The 17,449-nt window shown below is 61.6% G+C and carries 18 protein-coding genes; 10 read left to right on the forward strand and 8 right to left on the reverse strand.

Going from position 1 to position 17,449, the window contains the following annotated elements:
• Positions 1–190: 190 nt before the first annotated feature.
• Together M0808_RS22220 and M0808_RS22225 are read left to right on the forward strand one after the other, a co-directional pair.
• Positions 191–505 carry a DUF2388 domain-containing protein gene (locus M0808_RS22220; protein ID WP_007962425.1) on the forward strand — a complete coding sequence of 105 codons (315 nt, stop codon included), beginning with the start codon at positions 191–193 and terminating at the stop codon, positions 503–505.
• Between the two features lie 80 nt (positions 506–585).
• Positions 586–996, forward strand: a complete 411-nt coding sequence (locus tag M0808_RS22225) for a hypothetical protein (RefSeq protein WP_247842434.1) — start codon at positions 586–588, stop codon at positions 994–996.
• Here M0808_RS22225 and ligD read toward each other — a convergent pair whose 3' ends face one another.
• From ligD to M0808_RS22245, 4 genes are all read right to left on the reverse strand, one after another.
• Complete coding sequence (gene ligD, locus M0808_RS22230; RefSeq protein WP_247842435.1) at positions 997–3,615, reverse strand: DNA ligase D; 2,619 nt, start codon at positions 3,613–3,615, stop codon at positions 997–999.
• A gap of 17 nt (positions 3,616–3,632) precedes the next feature.
• Positions 3,633–4,586 carry a class I SAM-dependent methyltransferase gene (locus tag M0808_RS22235; protein ID WP_247842436.1) on the reverse strand — a complete coding sequence of 318 codons (954 nt, stop codon included), beginning with the start codon at positions 4,584–4,586 and terminating at the stop codon, positions 3,633–3,635.
• Between the two features lie 10 nt (positions 4,587–4,596).
• Entirely contained in the window at positions 4,597–5,976 is a 1,380-nt protein-coding gene (locus M0808_RS22240; RefSeq protein WP_247842437.1) for an iron-containing redox enzyme family protein, read from the reverse strand.
• A gap of 165 nt (positions 5,977–6,141) precedes the next feature.
• The gene (locus M0808_RS22245; RefSeq protein ID WP_247842438.1) at positions 6,142–6,909 is read right to left on the reverse strand and encodes a tellurite resistance TerB family protein; all 768 of its coding nucleotides are present in this window, start codon (positions 6,907–6,909) and stop codon (positions 6,142–6,144) included.
• Positions 6,910–7,159: 250 nt separating this feature from the next.
• Between M0808_RS22245 and pcsA the strand changes: the two genes are divergently transcribed.
• On the forward strand, positions 7,160–7,882 hold the full coding sequence (gene pcsA, locus M0808_RS22250; RefSeq protein ID WP_247842439.1) for a phosphatidylcholine synthase: 723 nt from the start codon (positions 7,160–7,162) through the stop codon (positions 7,880–7,882).
• 137 nt (positions 7,883–8,019) lie between these two features.
• On the opposite strand, the gene M0808_RS22255 is transcribed toward pcsA, so the two are convergent.
• Positions 8,020–8,832, reverse strand: a complete 813-nt coding sequence (locus M0808_RS22255; protein WP_097088834.1) for a class I SAM-dependent methyltransferase — start codon at positions 8,830–8,832, stop codon at positions 8,020–8,022.
• A 30-nt stretch (positions 8,833–8,862) separates the two neighbouring features.
• Positions 8,863–9,135, reverse strand: a complete 273-nt coding sequence (locus M0808_RS22260) for a DUF4242 domain-containing protein (RefSeq protein WP_247842440.1) — start codon at positions 9,133–9,135, stop codon at positions 8,863–8,865.
• Positions 9,136–9,363: 228 nt separating this feature from the next.
• Here M0808_RS22260 and M0808_RS22265 point away from each other — a divergent pair, with 228 nt between their 5' ends.
• Positions 9,364–9,825: a GNAT family N-acetyltransferase gene (locus M0808_RS22265; RefSeq protein WP_247842441.1), complete on the forward strand. Its 462-nt coding sequence runs from the start codon at positions 9,364–9,366 to the stop codon at positions 9,823–9,825.
• Positions 9,826–9,868: 43 nt separating this feature from the next.
• Here the strand turns inward: M0808_RS22265 and M0808_RS22270 are convergent, their stop codons facing one another.
• The gene (locus M0808_RS22270) at positions 9,869–10,132 is read right to left on the reverse strand and encodes a DUF2790 domain-containing protein (RefSeq protein WP_247842442.1); all 264 of its coding nucleotides are present in this window, start codon (positions 10,130–10,132) and stop codon (positions 9,869–9,871) included.
• A gap of 296 nt (positions 10,133–10,428) precedes the next feature.
• Here M0808_RS22270 and M0808_RS22275 point away from each other — a divergent pair, with 296 nt between their 5' ends.
• The 4 genes from M0808_RS22275 (at position 10,429) to M0808_RS22290 (ending at position 14,819) form a co-directional block, all read left to right on the forward strand.
• Complete coding sequence (locus tag M0808_RS22275; RefSeq protein ID WP_027611658.1) at positions 10,429–11,169, forward strand: response regulator; 741 nt, start codon at positions 10,429–10,431, stop codon at positions 11,167–11,169.
• Entirely contained in the window at positions 11,166–12,467 is a 1,302-nt protein-coding gene (locus tag M0808_RS22280; protein ID WP_098964522.1) for a HAMP domain-containing sensor histidine kinase, read from the forward strand. The genes M0808_RS22275 and M0808_RS22280 overlap by 4 nt, the downstream gene beginning before the upstream one ends.
• Before the next feature lie 310 nt (positions 12,468–12,777).
• A complete protein-coding gene (locus M0808_RS22285) occupies positions 12,778–13,824 on the forward strand; it encodes a class I SAM-dependent methyltransferase (protein ID WP_247842443.1) in 1,047 nt (348 codons plus the stop codon).
• 152 nt (positions 13,825–13,976) lie between these two features.
• Entirely contained in the window at positions 13,977–14,819 is an 843-nt protein-coding gene (locus M0808_RS22290) for an NAD-dependent protein deacetylase (RefSeq protein WP_247842444.1), read from the forward strand.
• A 107-nt stretch (positions 14,820–14,926) separates the two neighbouring features.
• Here M0808_RS22290 and M0808_RS22295 read toward each other — a convergent pair whose 3' ends face one another.
• Positions 14,927–15,802, reverse strand: a complete 876-nt coding sequence (locus M0808_RS22295) for a LysR family transcriptional regulator (RefSeq protein WP_096796496.1) — start codon at positions 15,800–15,802, stop codon at positions 14,927–14,929.
• Positions 15,803–16,051: 249 nt separating this feature from the next.
• On the opposite strand from M0808_RS22295, the gene M0808_RS22300 reads away from it, so the two are divergent.
• Entirely contained in the window at positions 16,052–16,750 is a 699-nt protein-coding gene (locus tag M0808_RS22300) for a CoA transferase subunit A (RefSeq protein WP_003226174.1), read from the forward strand.
• 24 nt (positions 16,751–16,774) lie between these two features.
• Positions 16,775–17,440, forward strand: a complete 666-nt coding sequence (locus M0808_RS22305; protein ID WP_027611653.1) for a CoA transferase subunit B — start codon at positions 16,775–16,777, stop codon at positions 17,438–17,440.
• Positions 17,441–17,449 lie beyond the last annotated feature (9 nt).

A 17,449-nucleotide genomic window follows, 5' to 3' on the forward strand; every position in this document is an offset into this window, starting at 1 on the left:
GGTGGGTTCCTCCCCTGAGGCGCGCCGGAATGCGCCTTTCAGGATTTCAGTTAAGCTTATTTGTGCAGATGTGCCGCTTCAGAGCGTTTCAGCAAGTATCCGCGTGTTCGAACGGAACTCCGGCAAAGGTCGCACCTCTGAGATTATGTAGTCCTTCCTTTTTGCTTCGCGCTTGTGGAGGAACATTGTCATGCGCAAGTTAGTGCTCATTTCTTCTCTCCTGCTCTGCCTCCCTGTCGGCTCGGCGCTGGCCCGTGTCGACGCCGGCGATGTCGCCACCTCGGCGGGCGTTTCCGCGTCGCTGTACTCGACCTTCAAGGATCACAAAATGGTGATCCCGGCGCGCGACGACCTGTCAGCGTTCGTCGCCAGCGGCGGGGCCATCCGTGGGGTTTATCTGGAGTCGGTACTGCAACAGGTGCGGCACGACAACCCCGGCCTCAATGCCAGCGATGAAGACCTCGCCAACGCGATTCTGGTGCATTACGAAGGCCTGAATCAGTAGTTGCCAGAGACGCAGCGGCCGATGGACGGCAGCTGAGGGCGCATAGGCAAAACCGTCTGACGGCCTCTATGATGGAGGCCATGACGACTCTTGCGCCTGCTGCGCCTTTGCGCTCACCCTGCCCGCCCGGCGCCTGCGATTGCGGGCGCGACGCGTTGCTGGAAGCGCCGGGCACGGATCTGCGCATTCTGCGCCTGACCCGCGAGCAGGAAAAAATCCTCCTCGCCCGACTGGAACAACTCAAAGACCTCGCGGATTTGCGGCATCTGCAACAGCGCATGCACGAGCAGTTGGGCCTGCGTGTGGAGGTCGCTCCGGGGTTTCATGAGGTACGCAGCATGCTCGGCATCGAGATTCAGATCGAGGCGCTGCCGGGACTGTGCCGCAAGACCCGCAAGTCAATCCCGGCCGCGATTCGTCGGGGCTTGAACAACCACCCCGAAATCGCCTTCGAGCTGCTCAACGCCCACGACTTGCTGCGCGACACCTGATCATTTTTTCATGCCAACCCGCTTGCGCATCTCGGCGGTGATGCTCTGGCGGGTTTTGTTCATGTCGGCCCACGGCTCATCGCCGATTTCGTTCAGACGCTCATGGACATTGCTGATGTTCCACTGGTTGCCACCCTTGATCTCCCCCACTTCTTCGCGAAACAGCGGTACCGACACCGGCAGTCCCTCACGGGTGCGCGCCGCGTAGGCACAAATGGTGGTGGCGCCCAGGCCGTTACGCAGGTAGTCGATGAAGATCCGACCGACACGATTTTTCGGCCCGGACACCGCGGAAAAGCGTTCCGGCAACAGCTTGGCCATGTGACTGACGATCGCATGGCTGAAATCCTTGACCTCGTCCCAGCCATGCTTGCGGGTCAACGGCACCACTAGGTGAATGCCTTTGCCGCCGCTGGTCTTGAGAAACGCCTTGAGCCCCAGTTCATCCAGCACGGTGAGGGTCAGCGCAGTGGCTTCGACCATGCTTTTCCACGGCAGCGCGGGATCCGGGTCGAGATCGAGGACGAAACGGTCAGGCTTGTCCAGATCGACGGTGGTGGCGTTCCAGGTATGCAATTCGACCGTGCTCATCTGCACTGCGCCGATCAAGGCTTCGGCATTGTTGATCAGCATCACCGGTTGCCCGGTGACGTCCTTGTCCAGTGTGGTGATGCCGGGAATCGCCAGACGCTCGGCGTTTTTCTGAAAGAACAGTTCGCCGGCAATGCCGTCCGGCGCCCGCACCAGCGCAACCGGGCGATCCTTGAGCTGCGGCAGAATCCACTCGGCAACGCTGGCGTAATACTCGGCCAGTTGCATCTTGGTGGTGCCGCTGACCGCATCGATCACCCGATCGGGGTGAGTGATGCGCACTTTGCCGCTGGCCAGCCCCAGCTGGGACGGCGCCGGTTCGGCTTTCTTCGGCTCAGCAGCTTTCTTTGATTCTGCAGCTTTCTTCGACGAGGCAGTTTTTTTCGACGGGGTGGCTTTCGCTGAAGTCTTCACGGGTTTCGCGCGCTCCTCGGTAATCGACCTGGCCGGTTTGTCATTGCGCAGACCATGGAACACGGCGTGGCGTACCGAGCCATCCTTGGTCATTTCGGCGAACGCCACTTCTGCCAGCAGATTGGGTTTGAGCCAGTGCACGCCTTTGGCGTCGAAGCCGCTTGGCGGGTTGACCACGGCAGCCTTTTTCACCTGCAACGGCTTGAGCTGGGCGAGGATGCTTTTCAACGTGGTCTCGTTGAACCCGGTGCCGACCTTGCCGGCGTAGCGCAACTCGCCGCTGTCGCGATCATGCAGGCCCAGCAGCAAAGCGCCGAAGGCATTGCGCGCACCTTTCGGATCGGTATAGCCGACGACCACGAATTCCTGCCGATGCTTGCACTTGAGCTTGATCCAGTCACTGCTGCGCCGCGACACGTAGGGCGAGCCGAGGCGTTTGCCGATCAGCCCCTCCATCTGCATCTGACAGGCGCTGTTGAGCAATGCGTCCGCCGTTTCATCGAAGGCTTCGGAGAAGCGCAGCAACGGCTGCTCATGCCCGCCGAGTACCGTGGACAACGCCGCGCGACGCTCCTCGACCGGCACTTCGCGCAGGTCGACGCCGTTGAGGTACGGCATGTCGAACAGGTAGTACATGATGCTGCCGCTGCGCCCGGCTTCGAAGGCGTTTTGCAGCGCCTGAAAGTCCGGCACACCGTGTTCATTGGTGACCACCACTTCGCCGTCCAGCCACGCCGATTCCAGCCCCAACTCGGCCAGGGCTTGCGCCTGTTGCGGCAGTTTGTGCGTCCAGTCGTGACCGTTGCGGGTGAACAGTTGCACCTGGTCGTGATCGATGCGCGCCATGATCCGGTAGCCGTCGAACTTGATCTCGTAGCTCCACTGCCCTTCGGGTGCGCTGTCGACCAGAGTCGCCAGTTCCGGTTTGAGCTGGGCCGGCAGTTTGGCCTTGCGCGCTCCGGTGAGCGTCCCGGATGCCGCTTTGCGCGGTTTCGCCGGGGCCTTTTTCACGGGCCTGGCTTGCTCGGCGGCGAGCTTAGGTTTGCTGATCAGGGTGCGCTCACTGAGCACGCTGTCCGGCTCGGCGCTGAGCACATCGTAGTCGTCCTGCGGGCGCGCCGCACTGTCCTGATGTTTGATCAGAAACCAGTTTTCCTTCTTGCCCGGCATGTGCGTGCGCACCAGGTTCCAGATCCCGGAGAGCTTTTCGCCTTGCAGTTCGAACTTGAGTTTGCCCTTGGCGTAGGCCTTGGCTGGATCCTCCTGCGGAATCCACACACCACGATCCCAGACGATTACATCTCCGGCGCCGTAATGCCCTTCGGGAATGCTGCCCTCGAACGTCGCGTAATCCAGCGGATGGTCTTCAACGTGCACCGCCAGACGCTTGACTTTGGGATCGAGCGACGGGCCCTTGGGCACCGCCCAGCTCTTCAGTGCGCCATCAAGTTCGAGGCGAAAGTCGTAATGCAGGTGCGAAGCGTCGTGCTTCTGGATGCAGAACTGCAGCGCATGCTCAGTGGCCTTGCTGCGGCCTCGGCGTTTGACCGCGGCGGGTTCCGACGTCGCGGAAAAGTCGCGCATGCGATTGTAGTCGTCAAGGTTCCTGGTCATGGCGCACCTGCCTTGTGTCAGCCAATGCGGGTCACGGTCAGCGCGACCACGGCGATCCGGTCTACGCGCTGGTAACCGGGGTTCAACAACTCTTCACCGAATACGTCGGGATCCAGCTCGCGATAGGTCCAGCCGAATCGCGTCGAATCCAGGCGCGGCACCACGGTGTCGAAAAACGGATCGCGGCCATCGACCATCGCCACGCCGGTGTACAGCAACAAGGAGCCACCGGGTGCCAGCCGATTGAGCGCCTGCTCGACGATGCGCAGCGACAGGCCGGCGCCGAGCGAGCCACCGCCATGCCGATAAGCACGCCCGGCCGGATCTGCCATGTACGGCGGGTTGGCGACGATCAGGTCGAAGTTGCCTTCGGTGCCCTGCAGCACATCACTGGCCTGGACCTCGACATTCGCGACTTCGGCCAATGCCGCGTTGATCGCGGTCAGGCGCAGCGCGGCGGGATTGATGTCGACCGCCAGCACCTGCGCTTCACGCCGTGCGCTGGCAATCACAATCGCGCCGACGCCGGCACCGCAGCCAATGTCCACCGCACGCTGAATCGGCGCGAAGCTCTGTTGCAGATGCGCGTGAATCAGGTTCGCGAAACGATAGGTGTCCGGGCCGAAAAACACCGAATCGGCGGCATCGGTTGGGAAGCCCGAATGCACGAACAACAAGTCATCCAGACTCGACCAGCGCACCCGGCTCTTCAAACGGCCGTCGTAGACGTCAATCACTTGCGCATCCTGCAACTGCCGCTGTTCATCGGCGGACAGCAAGCCAGGTTCGAACGGCCGCGACCAGCCGAAGACGTCGCGCAGGGTATCGGCGACCTGCCCTTCGTCACGCTGATTGACCCGCTGATGGGTCAAGGGCGTTGGCGTGATGAAACGGTAGCCGTCGGCCTGCAAGCGCCGGCCGAGTTGCAGCAGCGTCAGGTCGTTGGCGGACAGTTGTTCTTCCTGATTCATGGAGATTTCCTTAGCGCAGACTGGATTTGAGTTCGATGAAGCGACGTGTCGCCAGCAGCCCCGCCGGGTGGGCATGGCGGGCCGGTGACAACCATGGGATCAGCGTCATCATTTGTGCGTGTCCGTCCTGACCTTGCAGGGCAGAAGTCAGGCGTTGTACGTCGGGATCGTGTTCGGGCACGGCGGCGTCCGGTGTGGCGACCTGACGGCTGCGTCGTGGCGCTTTGCGTTGGTCGGATGGCGTCCAGTCGCCGGCAATCCAGTCGTGCAGCAGTTGCTTTTCATACGGACCGAACACGCCGAACATCGCCGCCCCGTCGCCGTCGATCAGCTGCCAGAAACGGCTGGCTTGCGGATCTTCGTTGCGTTTGATCCAGCCTTTGTCCTGCATTGCCTGCAGGAAACCCGGTAGCTGCTCGGGAGTCGCCAGCCACTGATTGACGGTTTTGCCTTCGAAACGACAGTAGTCGGAATGCATGTGCTGACCGAACGGGCGCTTGCGCTCGAGCATCGCCAGCACTTCCTGCTCCAGGTCAAAACCTTCGATGATCGCGCGGCTGCCCTGCCCCAGGTCGTTGAGTCGATAGCCTAGCGATACCCGGCGCAGGAATTCGTCGCGATCGGCTTCCAGCGGCAACAGGTCGAGCACCGACTGCACGGCTTTTTGCGCATGACCGGTGCTGGCATTGTCGATGGTCACGTGGAGGGTGAAGTAGTACGGATCGAGGCCCAACTCGCTGAGTTCATAGGCGCTGATCAGCAAGTGCAGCGGCAGTTGTTCGTAGCCGAGGTTGTAGCCGATCACCTCCGGCAACATGCTTTCGCCACAGGCACCGAGCGCCAGTTGCAGTGCACCTTGCAGGTAGCGTTCATCGGCAATCGCGCTGGCGTCCTGCAAACCGTGCTCAGCGAGCAGTTTGCGGTAGATCACTACGTGGTTTTGCGCCGGATTGCCGTCGCCCAATTCTTCCAGATAGGTACACAGCAACCCGTCGAAACGCGGGTCGCGCCACTGCGCCAACAAACCGTACAGCCACGCGCCATCGACCAGTTTGGTCGGCGCCACCGCTTGCAGAAAGTACAACGCGTGAGCCTTGTTGCTGAAGAACTGACGCGGTCCGCCGGACTGGCGCTGTTGCAGGTAATCGGCGTACTGCCGGGCAACTTCTGTGCAGTGCTCGGCGACCCAGCCTTGCCACGCCGACGGATCCTGCGGAAGTTCTTCGGGCAACAGCGCGGCACGCTGCAACTGCTCGGCGAGAAAATCCTGCGCGAGGGTTTCAGGCGCATCCTCAAGCAGCAGTGCCTCATAAATACGCCGCAGATCGCCGTCGGCATTGATGGGCTGTTGCTGCGCGCTCGGCGCCTGCAGAGGGGTCAGGGCAGTCATGTCAGTGTTCTCGTTCGGTTGGCCGGTCAGGGCGTTGTTTCACGCCTCTACATCAGCAGAGCAACCGCTACGGAGAAAAATTCAATCAACATGAAAATCGCCCTGACGGACGGAGCATCGTGGTCCCGGCAAGGGCTGCCCGAGACCGCGATTTTTGACGGTGCTTCAGGCCCGACCTTTGGCCTGAGCCTCCAGATGCACCTGCAACTGCGGGGCGATCTGAAGCGCGGCAGCCAGTTCATCCAGGTAGTTGCGTTCGGCGTCTTGCTGATCGTCCACCAGGATCACGCTGACCAGGTACATTTCGGCTGCCGTCGCCGGGTCGCCGTTGGCCGCCTCGGCTACTTCGTTCGCATCCAGCGGTTTGGCAACTTCAGCGTTAAACCATTGCTGCAATTCTGGATCGTCGGTGTGTTTGCCAATCTCTTCATCGATCATCTGCCGTTCCCGGTCATCGATCTCACCATCAGCCTTGGCTGCCGCGATCAGCGCCCGCAGCACAGCATGCCCGTGCTCCTCGACTTCGGGCCCGGCCAGCAGATTTGCGGTTGGCGGAATCTGTTGTGGCGCCGCCGAGGCCTGACTGCGTTGCCAGGCCTGATACGCCTGGAACGCCATCATTCCCAATGAGGCCAGCGCCGCATAATTGGTGCCGCCGGAACGACTTTGTGTTCCGCCGCCACCGAGTGCCCCACCCAGCGCGCCGCCCAATCCACCGCCGCCACCGCCGCCAAGTAAACCACCCAGCAAACCACCCAAACCGCCCAGCCCACCGGACTGCGCGCCACTGGCGCCTGTACTCGCGCCGCCGCCCAACAGACCGCCAAGCAAACCGCCCAACCCACCCAGCCCACCGCCGGCCGAACCAGCACCTTGTTGTCCCGCCGAGGCCTGGCCCCGCAGCAGTTGTTCGAGCAAATCGCTGGTGTTCATGATCTCGTCCTCAGCCATTGGCAATACATGCGTCAGGCAACAATAGACTGCCGACGCCGGCGCGCCAGCACCGTCTGGCTGACGCTGGCAGATTTCGCCGAGGTATTTTTTGTGCGGGCAGCTAAGATTCAAAGGTGGTGAACCTTATCCCGGCCAAACCGGTCGATAGCTGCAACCCCGACCCGGTTTGCCGGCGCCCTTTGCCCAAGGGTGATACCCGGCATGCTTCATTTTTCTGGAGAACGCCCCTGTGATATCGACCGTACACATCGCCAGGCTCAAAGCATGGGGCGCCCATGGTTTTACCGCGACCGGCGTGGTCACAGCCTTTCTGGCGACCCTCGCCCTGCTGGAGAACCAGCCGACTCACTGCCTGATGTGGCTGGGCGTGGCATTGATCGTCGACGGTCTCGACGGGGCGTTGGCGCGTAAGGTCAATGTGCAGTCGGTGCTGCCGAGTTTCGACGGCTCGATCCTCGATCTGGTGATCGACTACCTGACCTACGTGTTCATTCCGGCGCTGTTCATCTATCGCTACATTCCCCTGCCCGACTACACCCTGCTGCTGAGCGTATCGCTGATTCTGGTGTCGTCGCTGTTCTGTTTCTGCAACGTCAACATGAAGAGCAAGGACAACTATTTCGTCGGTTTCCCCGCCGCATGGAACGTGGTCGCGCTGTGCCTGTACATCATCAATCCGGGGCCGTGGATCACCTTTCTGACCATCATCGGTCTGGCGCTGCTGACCGTGACCCGCATGAAGTTCCTGCACCCGTTCCGGGTACGCCGGTTCATGCCGATCAACATCGCGGTGACGGCAATCTGGCTGCTGTGCAGCCTGTCGCTGGTGCTTAATCACCCGGTGATCAATCCGCTGGTGATGGGTTTGTGGTTGCTGGCGTCGGCGTACTTTCTGGGGATCTGCATCTGGCGTACGGCGCTGGAATGGTTTGATCGGCCGCACCTGAAATAGGCCTGATCGCCACACCTAAAACCTGTGGGAGCGGGCTTGCTCGCGAATGCGTCTGTCCAGTCAATAATTCTGTCTACTGATCCACCGCATTCGCGAGCAAGCCCGCTCCCACCGGGGTTTTGCATGGCTCTGAACATTCAGCGTTTGGTAATGACCACCTCCAGATACTCGCTCGGCACCACCAGCGACTTCTCTCCCACCCGGTTCGAGCGGTTCAGCAGATCCGCCAGATCACTCTCCAGCGCCTGCCCGCTTTCCGGCGGCAATGCCGCAAAGGCCTTGTGCACCGGCCCGTACCAGTGGCGGAAAATGTCGATGAAGTGCGCCGCCGAGCGATAGCGGAAATTGAAGGTGCGGCGGGTGACCTGCAGCAGAAATTCGCGCTCATTGAAGTGGCTGTGCAACCACGCTTCAGTGCCCCAGTTCGACGGCGGTTGGGCCACGGCGGGGGGTGGCACGTGGCGACCGAGAACCTTGAACATCTGGCCGACGAAACCTTCCGGCGTCCAGTTCGCCAGACCGATGCGCCCGCCCCTTCGGCAGACCCGCGCCAGTTCCGCTGCGGCAGTCGCCTGATCCGGGGCAAACATCACGCCGAAGGTCGACAGCACCGCGTCGTAACTCTCGTCGGCGAACGGCAACGCTTCGGCATCGGCGACCTGAAAAATCACATCAAGATGCTCGGCCCGCGCCCGATCCTGTCCACGCTCCAGCAGCGCCGCCACATAGTCGGTCGAGGTCACCTGACAACCACGTCGCGCCGCCGCCAGAGTCGCATTACCGTTACCGGCGGCGACATCCAGCACTTCCTCATCGCAGTGCAGGTCGCAGGCCTCGGCGAGGTTTTCGCCGACGATCTGCAAGGTGGTGCCGATCACCGCGTAATCACCGCTGGCCCAGGCGACTTTCTGGCGCTCTTTCAGACCCGTCAGATCAATGGGAGTACTCATCAATCGTGCTCCGCAGCAGGTAGATGGACTTCATTCGGCCGTGGTCGGGTCGATGACCGTCATCACCCGCGCCACGCTGTCGGCCGGGAATCCACCCAGCCTGGCGTGCTCGCGCACCTGTTCTTCGTCAGGGGCGATGTAGACGCAATAGATTTTGTCGGCGGTGACGTAACTCTGCAGCCACTGCACCTGTGGCCCGAGTTCACGCAACACCTGGCAGGAGGTTTGCGACACGGCTTTGAGTTCTTGCGGCGACAGCTTTCCGGCCCCTGGAATCTCGCGTTCAATCACGAATTTCGGCATGGCAACCTCGCGTTCTTTTTATCAGTGACAGGGTCGGCAGTGGCCCTGCTCATCCACTATCGCGCCGAGGGTCGATGGCGTCCCTGCCAATCGTCCGAAGAGCCGGCAAAACAACGGCCGGGCCGATGAGTGGCGGTTTTTTGTAAAGGCCTCGAGACACTCCGAGATTGCCATTGCATGGGGCAATCGGCTTTTATGCCTTCCCGTCTTCCGTGAATGGATTCCATCATGTCCCTGCGTCTTGAATGGCTCGTCGATCACCCGCAGCACAGCGACACTTACGCCGAGTGGATCCACCGCCAGTTCGCCTACGAATATGCCGAGCAACCCTTGACCGAATGGCAACGCGAGTTCGCTGCCGGCCAGAACAATGGCGACTGGTCATGCCTGATTGCGCTGGACGGCGAGCGTCTGCTCGGCGGTGCGGCGCTGGCCCGGGCGGATCTGGCCCTGCGTCCGGATCTCGGCCCTTGGCTGGCGTGCGTGTTTGTCAGCCCGCAAGCTCGTGGCCAGGGGCTGGCAGAGCGGTTGATCGATGGCATCAGCCAGGCGGCGAAACAGCGCGGCTTCGCGCGTTTCTATCTGCACACCCAGAGCAAGCAGGACTACTACGCCAAACGCGGCTGGACAGTGCTGGAGCGCTTTCGCGCGTGGGACAACGAGCAATGGCTCATGGTGCGCGACCTGTGAGCCATTGATATGCGCGGCGGTAACTGTCGATGCATCTGAGCACTCAGTTCTGGTTGTTACAGCCATCGGCAAATTTGCGGTAATCCAGCACCTGGGTTTTTCCGGCCGAATCCAGGTACGTCATGCGCGCATCGATAATGCCGCAGGTCACCGCGTTGTCCTCGGTCATCGACAGCACTTTCTGGATATCCAGGTGCGTGCCGTAGTTGTAGGTGTGCGGGCTGACATCGGCTTCGGCCCGGGCCGACAGGGTGCAGATGTTCAGGGCGGCGAACAGGCAGGCGGCGACAACGGTTTTGTGCGTCATGGTGGTTTCCTCAAGGCTTGTATGGGTTGAGCCGAGGCAAACTGTGTGGGCCTCGATGGAGCCTATTTGAGGCGCGCGAGGTATCGCGTCTGTGTCAGGAAACGGCCGCTATCAATCACTGTGTATCCCCACCGCCCGGAGATACACAGCGATACAAAACCCTGAAAAAATCGCGTTTTTGCATGTGTGTGTATCCGCCATTACGCCAGATACACTGCAATACAAACCCGGGCAGGCAAGCCGGCGCAGGCTCGATAGACTGCATGGCATTGCCCTTTGATAGAGGTTCTGCACCGATGGAACATGTCGATCACATTCTCATCGTCGACGACGACCGCGAGATCCGCGAGCTGGTCGGCAATTACCTGAAGAAGAACGGACTGCGCACCACCGTGGTCGCCGATGGTCGGCAAATGCGCAGTTTTCTCGAAGCCAACACCGTCGACCTGATTGTGCTCGACATCATGATGCCCGGCGATGATGGCCTGCAGCTGTGCCGCGAATTGCGCGTGGGCAAACACAAGGCCACGCCGGTGCTGATGCTCACGGCGCGCAACGATGAAACCGACCGCATCATCGGCCTGGAAATGGGCGCCGACGATTACCTGACCAAGCCGTTCGCCGCCCGCGAACTGCTGGCGCGGATCAACGCGGTGCTGCGGCGCACGCGCATGCTGCCACCGAATCTGGTGGTCACCGAAAGCGGTCGCCTGCTGGCCTTCGGTCGTTGGCAACTGGACACCTCGGCCCGGCATCTGCTGGACAATGACGGCACACTGGTCGCCCTCAGTGGTGCCGAATACCGCTTGCTGCGGGTGTTCCTCGATCATCCACAACGGGTGCTCAGCCGTGATCAGTTACTCAACCTGACCCAGGGCCGCGAAGCCGATCTGTTTGATCGCTCGATTGATCTGCTGGTCAGCCGTTTGCGCCAGCGCCTGCTTGATGATGCGCGTGAGCCGGCCTACATCAAAACCGTGCGCAGCGAGGGTTATGTTTTTTCGCTACCGGTGGAAATCCTCGGGGCCTCGGCATGAGCCTCAAGCTGCATTGGCCACGCACCCTGGCTTCGCGGTTGTCGCTGATCTTTCTGGTCGGGCTGATCCTGGCCCAGGCCTTGTCGTTTGGCGCGCAGTATTACGAGCGTTTCCAAAGCGCCAGAAGCACCATGCTCAGCAATATGCAAAACGACGTTTCGACGTCGGTTGCAATCCTCGACCGCTTGCCCGCGCAGGAACGCCCTGCCTGGCTGCCACGACTGGCTCGCACCAACTACGATTATCGGTTGAACGACGGCGATCCCGGCGCCCCGCTCGACGCCGAGGAGGTACCGGTGGCCGCGACCTCGATCAGCAGTGCGATCGGCGGCGCCCGTCCGCTGTCCTTCAGCCGTTTTCCCGCGGAGAAAAAACACTTCCAGGCCCATTTGCGCCTCAGCGACGGCAGCCCGTTGACCATCGATGTGCGTCCGGCCATGCCGCCGCTGTCGCCGTGGCTGCCGGGGGTATTGCTCGGGCAACTGGCGCTGCTGATCGCCTGCACCTGGCTGGCGGTGCGCATTGCCATACGCCCCCTCGCCCGCCTCGCCAATGCCGTGGAATCCCTCGACCCCAACGCGCACCCGGTGATGCTCGACGAACACGGCCCGACCGAAGTGGCCTACGCCGCACGGGCCTTCAACGCGATGCAGGCGCGGATCGCCGCGTATCTGAAGGAGCGCATGCAACTGCTGGCAGCGATTTCCCATGACCTGCAAACCCCGATCACCCGCATGAAGCTGCGTGCAGAGTTCATGGACGACTCGGTCGAGAAAGACAAACTGTGGAACGACCTCGGCGAAATGGAGCATCTGGTGCGCGAAGGCGTGGCGTACGCTCGCAGCATCCACGGCTCGACCGAGGAAAGCCGGCGCACCGATCTCGACTCGTTCCTCGACAGCCTGGTGTTCGACTATCAGGACATGGGCAAGGACGTGCAACTGAGCGGCAAGAGCGCGGCGGTGATCGATACCCGTCCCCAGGCCCTGCGCCGGGTGCTGGTGAACCTGACCGACAACGCACTGAAATTCGCCGGTGCCGCGCAGTTGCAGGTCGATATCGACGACGGTCTTTGCATCAAAATCCTCGATCGCGGGCCAGGCATTGCCGAAGCCGAGTTGCAACAGGTCATGCAGCCGTTCTACCGGGTGGAAAACTCGCGCAACCGTAGCACCGGCGGCACCGGCCTGGGCCTGGCCATCGCCCAGCAACTGGCCATGGCCCTCGGCGGATCGCTGACCCTGAGCAACCGCGAGGGCGGAGGCCTGTGCGCGGAGTTGAAATTGCCCCTGCGCTGATCCCCACACCAATCACCTGTGGGAGCGGGCTTGCTCGCGAAAGCGGCGTATCAGCCCCTGATGCATTGACTGACACACCGCGTTCGCGAGCAAGTCGAATCTTCGTACCGCCGCTCCCACATTGGAATTTGCATGGAGCACAAACACTGCATCTTGCCCCAGCCCGGCTAGACTGATTCATTACCCAGTCGAGGGGGATTGCAGGACGACGTCAGCTGTGCCCTGCCCACTTCTGTGACCACCGCCCAGCGGCCCATGCCTCGACAACGTTTTGCCACCGGACGGTGATCCTGTATCAGGAGCACTCGTGATGGACGAAACACGACTCAACGCCTTCATGGGCAAACTGGTCAACGACATGGGCGGCGCCGCGATGCTGGCGAACGTCATCGTTGGCGAAGAACTCGGGCTGTACCGGGCGATGGCCGACAGTCAGCCGGTCACCCCGCAAGCCCTCGCCGAAAAAACCACCTGCAACCCGCGTCTGGTACGCGAATGGCTCAGCGCGCATGTCGCGTCCGGCTATATGGAGCATCACGATGGCCAGTTTCGGTTGCCGGAAGAGCAGGCGCTGGCACTGGCCGTGGAAGACTCGCCGGTGTACGTCGCCGGCGGACTCGGTGTGGTGGCCTCGTTTTTCCACGACAAGGACAAACTGGTCAAGGCTATGCGCGGCAACGGCGCCCTGCCCTGGGGCGATCACCATCCGTGCATGTTCAGCGGCACCGAACGCTTCTTTCGCCCCGGCTACAAAGGTCACTTGATCGCTGAATGGCTGCCGGCGCTGGACGGCGTGGTCGCCAAACTCGAAGCAGGCGCCAAAGTCGCCGACATCGGCTGCGGCCACGGCGCCTCGACGGTGATCATGGCCCAGGCGTATCCCAACTCGCGCTTCGTCGGTTTCGATTATCACGCGCCGTCGATCGGCGTCGCCACTCAGCGCGCCGAAGAAGGTGGGGTCAGCAACCGGGCGAAATTCTTTCAGAACACCGCCAAAAGCTACCCCGGCAACGACTATGACCTGATCTGTTACTTCGACTGCCTGCACGACATGGGCGACCCGGTCGGCGCCGCACGGCATGCGTTCGAATCATTGAAGAAGGACGGCACGGTGCTGCTGGTCGAGCCGTTTGCCAATGATGCGCTGGACGACAACATCAACCCGGTCGGACGCCTGTTTTACGCGGCCTCGACCTTTATCTGCACGCCGAATTCGCTGTCCCAGGAAGTTGGCCTGGGGCTGGGTGCGCAGGCCGGTGAAATGCGCTTGCGCAAGGTGTTTGCCGAGGCCGGGTTCAAGCATTTTCGCCGGGCGACGCAGACGCCGTTCAATCTGATTCTAGAGGCGCGCAAATAAATCACCGCTATCACCTGTGGCTAGGGAGCTTGCTCCCGTCGGATTGCAAAGCAAGCCCAAAACAGGCCTGCTGCGCAGTCCAGCGGGAGCAAGCTCCCTCGCCACACGGTTAATGCTAACCTGCGGGCATCGTCCTCCCCGGAGTGCTGACCATGCTCGACAGCCCGACCCGCGAACACCTCGACACCCTGCACCAGGCCATGGCCGATGGCGGCTTTGTGGTGCTGACCGGCGCGGGCATCAGCACGCCGTCGGGCATCCCGGATTACCGCGACAGTGAGGGTGTACGCCGGGGCCGGCAGCCGATGATGTATCAGGAATTTCTCGCCGCTCCGGAATCCCGTCGCCGCTACTGGGCGCGGGCCATGCTTGGCTGGCCGCGGGTGCGTCAGGCGCGGCCCAATGCCGCGCATCAGGCGCTGGCCGATTTGCAACGCCGGGGTCTGATCAGCGCCTTGATCACGCAGAACGTCGACACCCTGCATGATCAGGCTGGCAGTCAGGACGTGATCGAACTGCATGGCAGCCTGCACTGGGTGTTATGTCTGGATTGCGGCCAGCGCAGCGCGCGTGACGACATTCAGCAGCGGATGGTCGAGCAGAATCCGTATCTGGCCGGGGTCGATGCGGTGCAGGCGCCGGACGGCGATACCCTGCTCGATCCGGCCTTCGAAGCACGCTTCCAGACACCGCAGTGCCCGTATTGCGCCGGTGAGCGGATGAAGCCGGACGTGGTGTTTTTCGGCGAGAACGTGGCGCAGCCGACGGCGGCGCGGGCCATGGCAGCGGCAGAAAATGCCGCGGGATTGCTGGTGGTGGGTTCGTCGCTGATGGCCTATTCGGCGTTTCGTCTGTGCCGGGTGATCGCCGATCGGGGCAAGCCGTTGCTGGCGATCAATCTGGGCAAGACTCGCGCCGATGACCTGCTGGATCTGAAGATCGAAGCATCATGCGAACAGCTGCTGCCGTTGCTGGTGCAACGCCTGACCACCTGAACCGATGATTCCCCTGTGGGAGCGAGCCTGCTCGCGAAAGCGCCCTTTCAGCCAAGACTTTCCTCGACTGATACCCCGCCTTCGCGAGCAAGCCCGCTCCCACAGGATCAATGTTCGGCTTTGAGAATATCGAACAGTGCCTGCGCCGCTGCCGACAGCTCATTGCCCGGCTCCGTGAGCACACCAATCGCCCGTTCCACTGAATCATTCAAGGTCAGGCAATGCGCGCCCAGCTCCAGCATCTGCTCGGCGCACAACGCTGGCACCGCACTCACCCCCAGGCCACTGGCGACCATGCGCCCGACGGTTGCCAGTTGATGACTCTCGAATTCCACCGGCAGTTTCATGCCCCGGGCCTGCAAGTGCTCTTCGAGCATCACCCGCACCGTCGACGGCCGTTGCAGGGTGATGAACGGTTCCTGCAGCAGGGTCTGCCAGTCGATCTCTGTGCGCCCGGCCAGCGCGGAATCCTGCGGCACCACTGCGACGAAGCGATCGATGTACAGCGGGGTGAACGTCAGCGAGGTGTTCTGCATCGGCTCGAACGCCACGCCCAGCTCCACCTGCCGGTCGCGGACCATTTCCAGCACTTGCTCGTTGATCACGTCGTTGACTGTGACGTTGACGTTCGGATAGCGCGCGCGAAAGGTCTTGAGGATCGGCGGCAGCAGGTTGCCGGCAAACGATGGCATCGCCGCCAGCGTCACCCGCCCGCGTTGCAGGCTGAAGCGCTGGCGCATTTCGTCTTCGGCGTTGTCCCAGTCGGCGATCAGGCGCCGGGCCAGCGGCAGCAGCGATTCGCCCTCGGCAGTCAGCGCCACGTTGCGCGTGTTGCGGCTGAACAGCCGCCCACCCAGCCCCTCTTCCAGCGCCTTGATGGTCAGGCTCAGTGCCGATTGCGACAGGTGCAGGCGCTCACAGGCCACGGCGAAGCTCAGGCTCTGGGCCACGGCGAGGAAGGCGCGGATCTGTTTGATGGTCATACTGGATACCTTACCGTTTCAACGTCGTACCTACTGTAGGAGCTGCCGAAGGCTGCGATCTTTTGATCTTGATCTTTAAAAACAAAATCAAAAGATCGCAGCCTTCGGCAGCTCCTACAGGGATAGCGCCAACTATTGAGTTTTATCTATTAATCAACCTTAAAAATCAACTTAACAAATATATTCTGCAGCGAGACACTCCAGTCATTCGGCTAGCCAGCCGCCCGACAAACAATAAAAGAGGTGCATATGGCAGGTTTCGACAAGCGCGTGAGTTCCTACGAGGAAGCTCTGGCAGGTCTTGAAGACGGCATGACCGTGATCGCCGGCGGCTTCGGCCTGTGCGGCATCCCGGAAAACCTGATCGCCGAGATCAAGCGCAAGGGCACCCGCGACCTCACCGTGGTTTCCAACAACTGCGGCGTCGACGGTTTCGGCCTCGGTGTGCTGCTGACCGACCGCCAGATCAGCAAGGTGATCGCCTCCTACGTCGGCGAAAACAAACTGTTCGAAGAGCAACTGCTCAAGGGCGACATTGAAGTCATCCTGACCCCGCAAGGCACCCTCGCCGAGAAAATGCGCGCAGGCGGCGCCGGCATCCCGGCCTTCTTCACCGCCACCGGCGTCGGCACCCCGGTCGCCGAAGGCAAGGAAGTGCGTGAATTCAACGGGCGCAAGTACCTGATGGAAGAGTCCATCACCGGCGACTTCGCCATCGTCAAAGGCTGGAAAGCCGACCATTTCGGTAACGTCATCTACCGTCACACCGCGCAGAACTTCAACCCGCTGGCGGCCACCGCCGGCAAGATCACCGTGGTCGAAGTCGAAGAAATCGTCGAGCCCGGCGAGCTGGATCCGTCGCAGATCCACACCCCCGGCATCTACGTCGACCGGGTCATTTGCGGCACGTTCGAAAAGCGCATCGAACAGCGCACCATCCGCAAATAATCCAGGCTGACGGAGAATAAAAACATGGCACTTACCCGCGAACAAATGGCTCAGCGCGTCGCCCGCGAAATGCAGGACGGCTACTACGTGAACCTCGGCATCGGCATTCCGACCCTGGTCGCCAACTACATTCCCGACGGCATGGAAGTCATGCTGCAATCGGAAAACGGCCTGCTCGGCATGGGTCCGTTTCCGACGGAAGACACCATCGATGCCGACATGATCAACGCCGGCAAACAGACCGTCACCGCGCGCATCGGCGCATCGATTTTCAACTCCGCCGAATCCTTCGCGATGATTCGCGGCGGGCATGTCGACCTGACCGTGCTCGGCGCGTTCGAAGTCGACGTCGAAGGCAACATCGCCTCGTGGATGATTCCCGGCAAACTGGTCAAGGGCATGGGCGGCGCGATGGATCTGGTGGCTGGCGCCGACAACATCATCGTGATCATGACCCACGCCTCCAAGGACGGTGAGTCCAAACTGTTGGCCAGGTGCAGCCTGCCGCTGACCGGCGCCGGCTGCATCAAGCGCGTGCTGACCGACCTCGCCTATCTGGAAATCGAAAATGGCGCTTTTGTCCTCAAGGAACGCGCACCTGGCGTCAGCGTCGAGGAAATCGTCGCCAAAACCGCTGGTAAACTGATCGTCCCGGATCACGTACCGGAAATGCAGTTCGCTGCCCAGTGAGGAATTCGA

The sequence above is a fragment of the Pseudomonas sp. MWU12-3103b genome (genome assembly GCF_023100615.1).
Classification (GTDB): domain Bacteria; phylum Pseudomonadota; class Gammaproteobacteria; order Pseudomonadales; family Pseudomonadaceae; genus Aquipseudomonas; species Aquipseudomonas putida_A.

Excerpts from the sequence above, each read along its gene's own strand:
- M0808_RS22220 (WP_007962425.1), top strand. The coding sequence starts at position 191 with ATGCGCAAGTTAGTGCTCATTTCTTCTCTCCTGCTCTGCCTCCCTGTC.
- M0808_RS22225 (WP_247842434.1), top strand. The coding sequence starts at position 586 with ATGACGACTCTTGCGCCTGCTGCGCCTTTGCGCTCACCCTGCCCGCCC.
- ligD (WP_247842435.1), bottom strand. The coding sequence starts at position 3,615 with ATGACCAGGAACCTTGACGACTACAATCGCATGCGCGACTTTTCCGCG.
- M0808_RS22235 (WP_247842436.1), bottom strand. The coding sequence starts at position 4,586 with ATGAATCAGGAAGAACAACTGTCCGCCAACGACCTGACGCTGCTGCAA.
- M0808_RS22240 (WP_247842437.1), bottom strand. The coding sequence starts at position 5,976 with ATGACTGCCCTGACCCCTCTGCAGGCGCCGAGCGCGCAGCAACAGCCC.
- M0808_RS22245 (WP_247842438.1), bottom strand. The coding sequence starts at position 6,909 with ATGAACACCAGCGATTTGCTCGAACAACTGCTGCGGGGCCAGGCCTCG.
- M0808_RS22255 (WP_097088834.1), bottom strand. The coding sequence starts at position 8,832 with ATGAGTACTCCCATTGATCTGACGGGTCTGAAAGAGCGCCAGAAAGTC.
- M0808_RS22260 (WP_247842440.1), bottom strand. The coding sequence starts at position 9,135 with ATGCCGAAATTCGTGATTGAACGCGAGATTCCAGGGGCCGGAAAGCTG.
- M0808_RS22265 (WP_247842441.1), top strand. The coding sequence starts at position 9,364 with ATGTCCCTGCGTCTTGAATGGCTCGTCGATCACCCGCAGCACAGCGAC.
- M0808_RS22270 (WP_247842442.1), bottom strand. The coding sequence starts at position 10,132 with ATGACGCACAAAACCGTTGTCGCCGCCTGCCTGTTCGCCGCCCTGAAC.
- M0808_RS22275 (WP_027611658.1), top strand. The coding sequence starts at position 10,429 with ATGGAACATGTCGATCACATTCTCATCGTCGACGACGACCGCGAGATC.
- M0808_RS22280 (WP_098964522.1), top strand. The coding sequence starts at position 11,166 with ATGAGCCTCAAGCTGCATTGGCCACGCACCCTGGCTTCGCGGTTGTCG.
- M0808_RS22285 (WP_247842443.1), top strand. The coding sequence starts at position 12,778 with ATGGACGAAACACGACTCAACGCCTTCATGGGCAAACTGGTCAACGAC.
- M0808_RS22290 (WP_247842444.1), top strand. The coding sequence starts at position 13,977 with ATGCTCGACAGCCCGACCCGCGAACACCTCGACACCCTGCACCAGGCC.
- M0808_RS22295 (WP_096796496.1), bottom strand. The coding sequence starts at position 15,802 with ATGACCATCAAACAGATCCGCGCCTTCCTCGCCGTGGCCCAGAGCCTG.
- M0808_RS22300 (WP_003226174.1), top strand. The coding sequence starts at position 16,052 with ATGGCAGGTTTCGACAAGCGCGTGAGTTCCTACGAGGAAGCTCTGGCA.
- M0808_RS22305 (WP_027611653.1), top strand. The coding sequence starts at position 16,775 with ATGGCACTTACCCGCGAACAAATGGCTCAGCGCGTCGCCCGCGAAATG.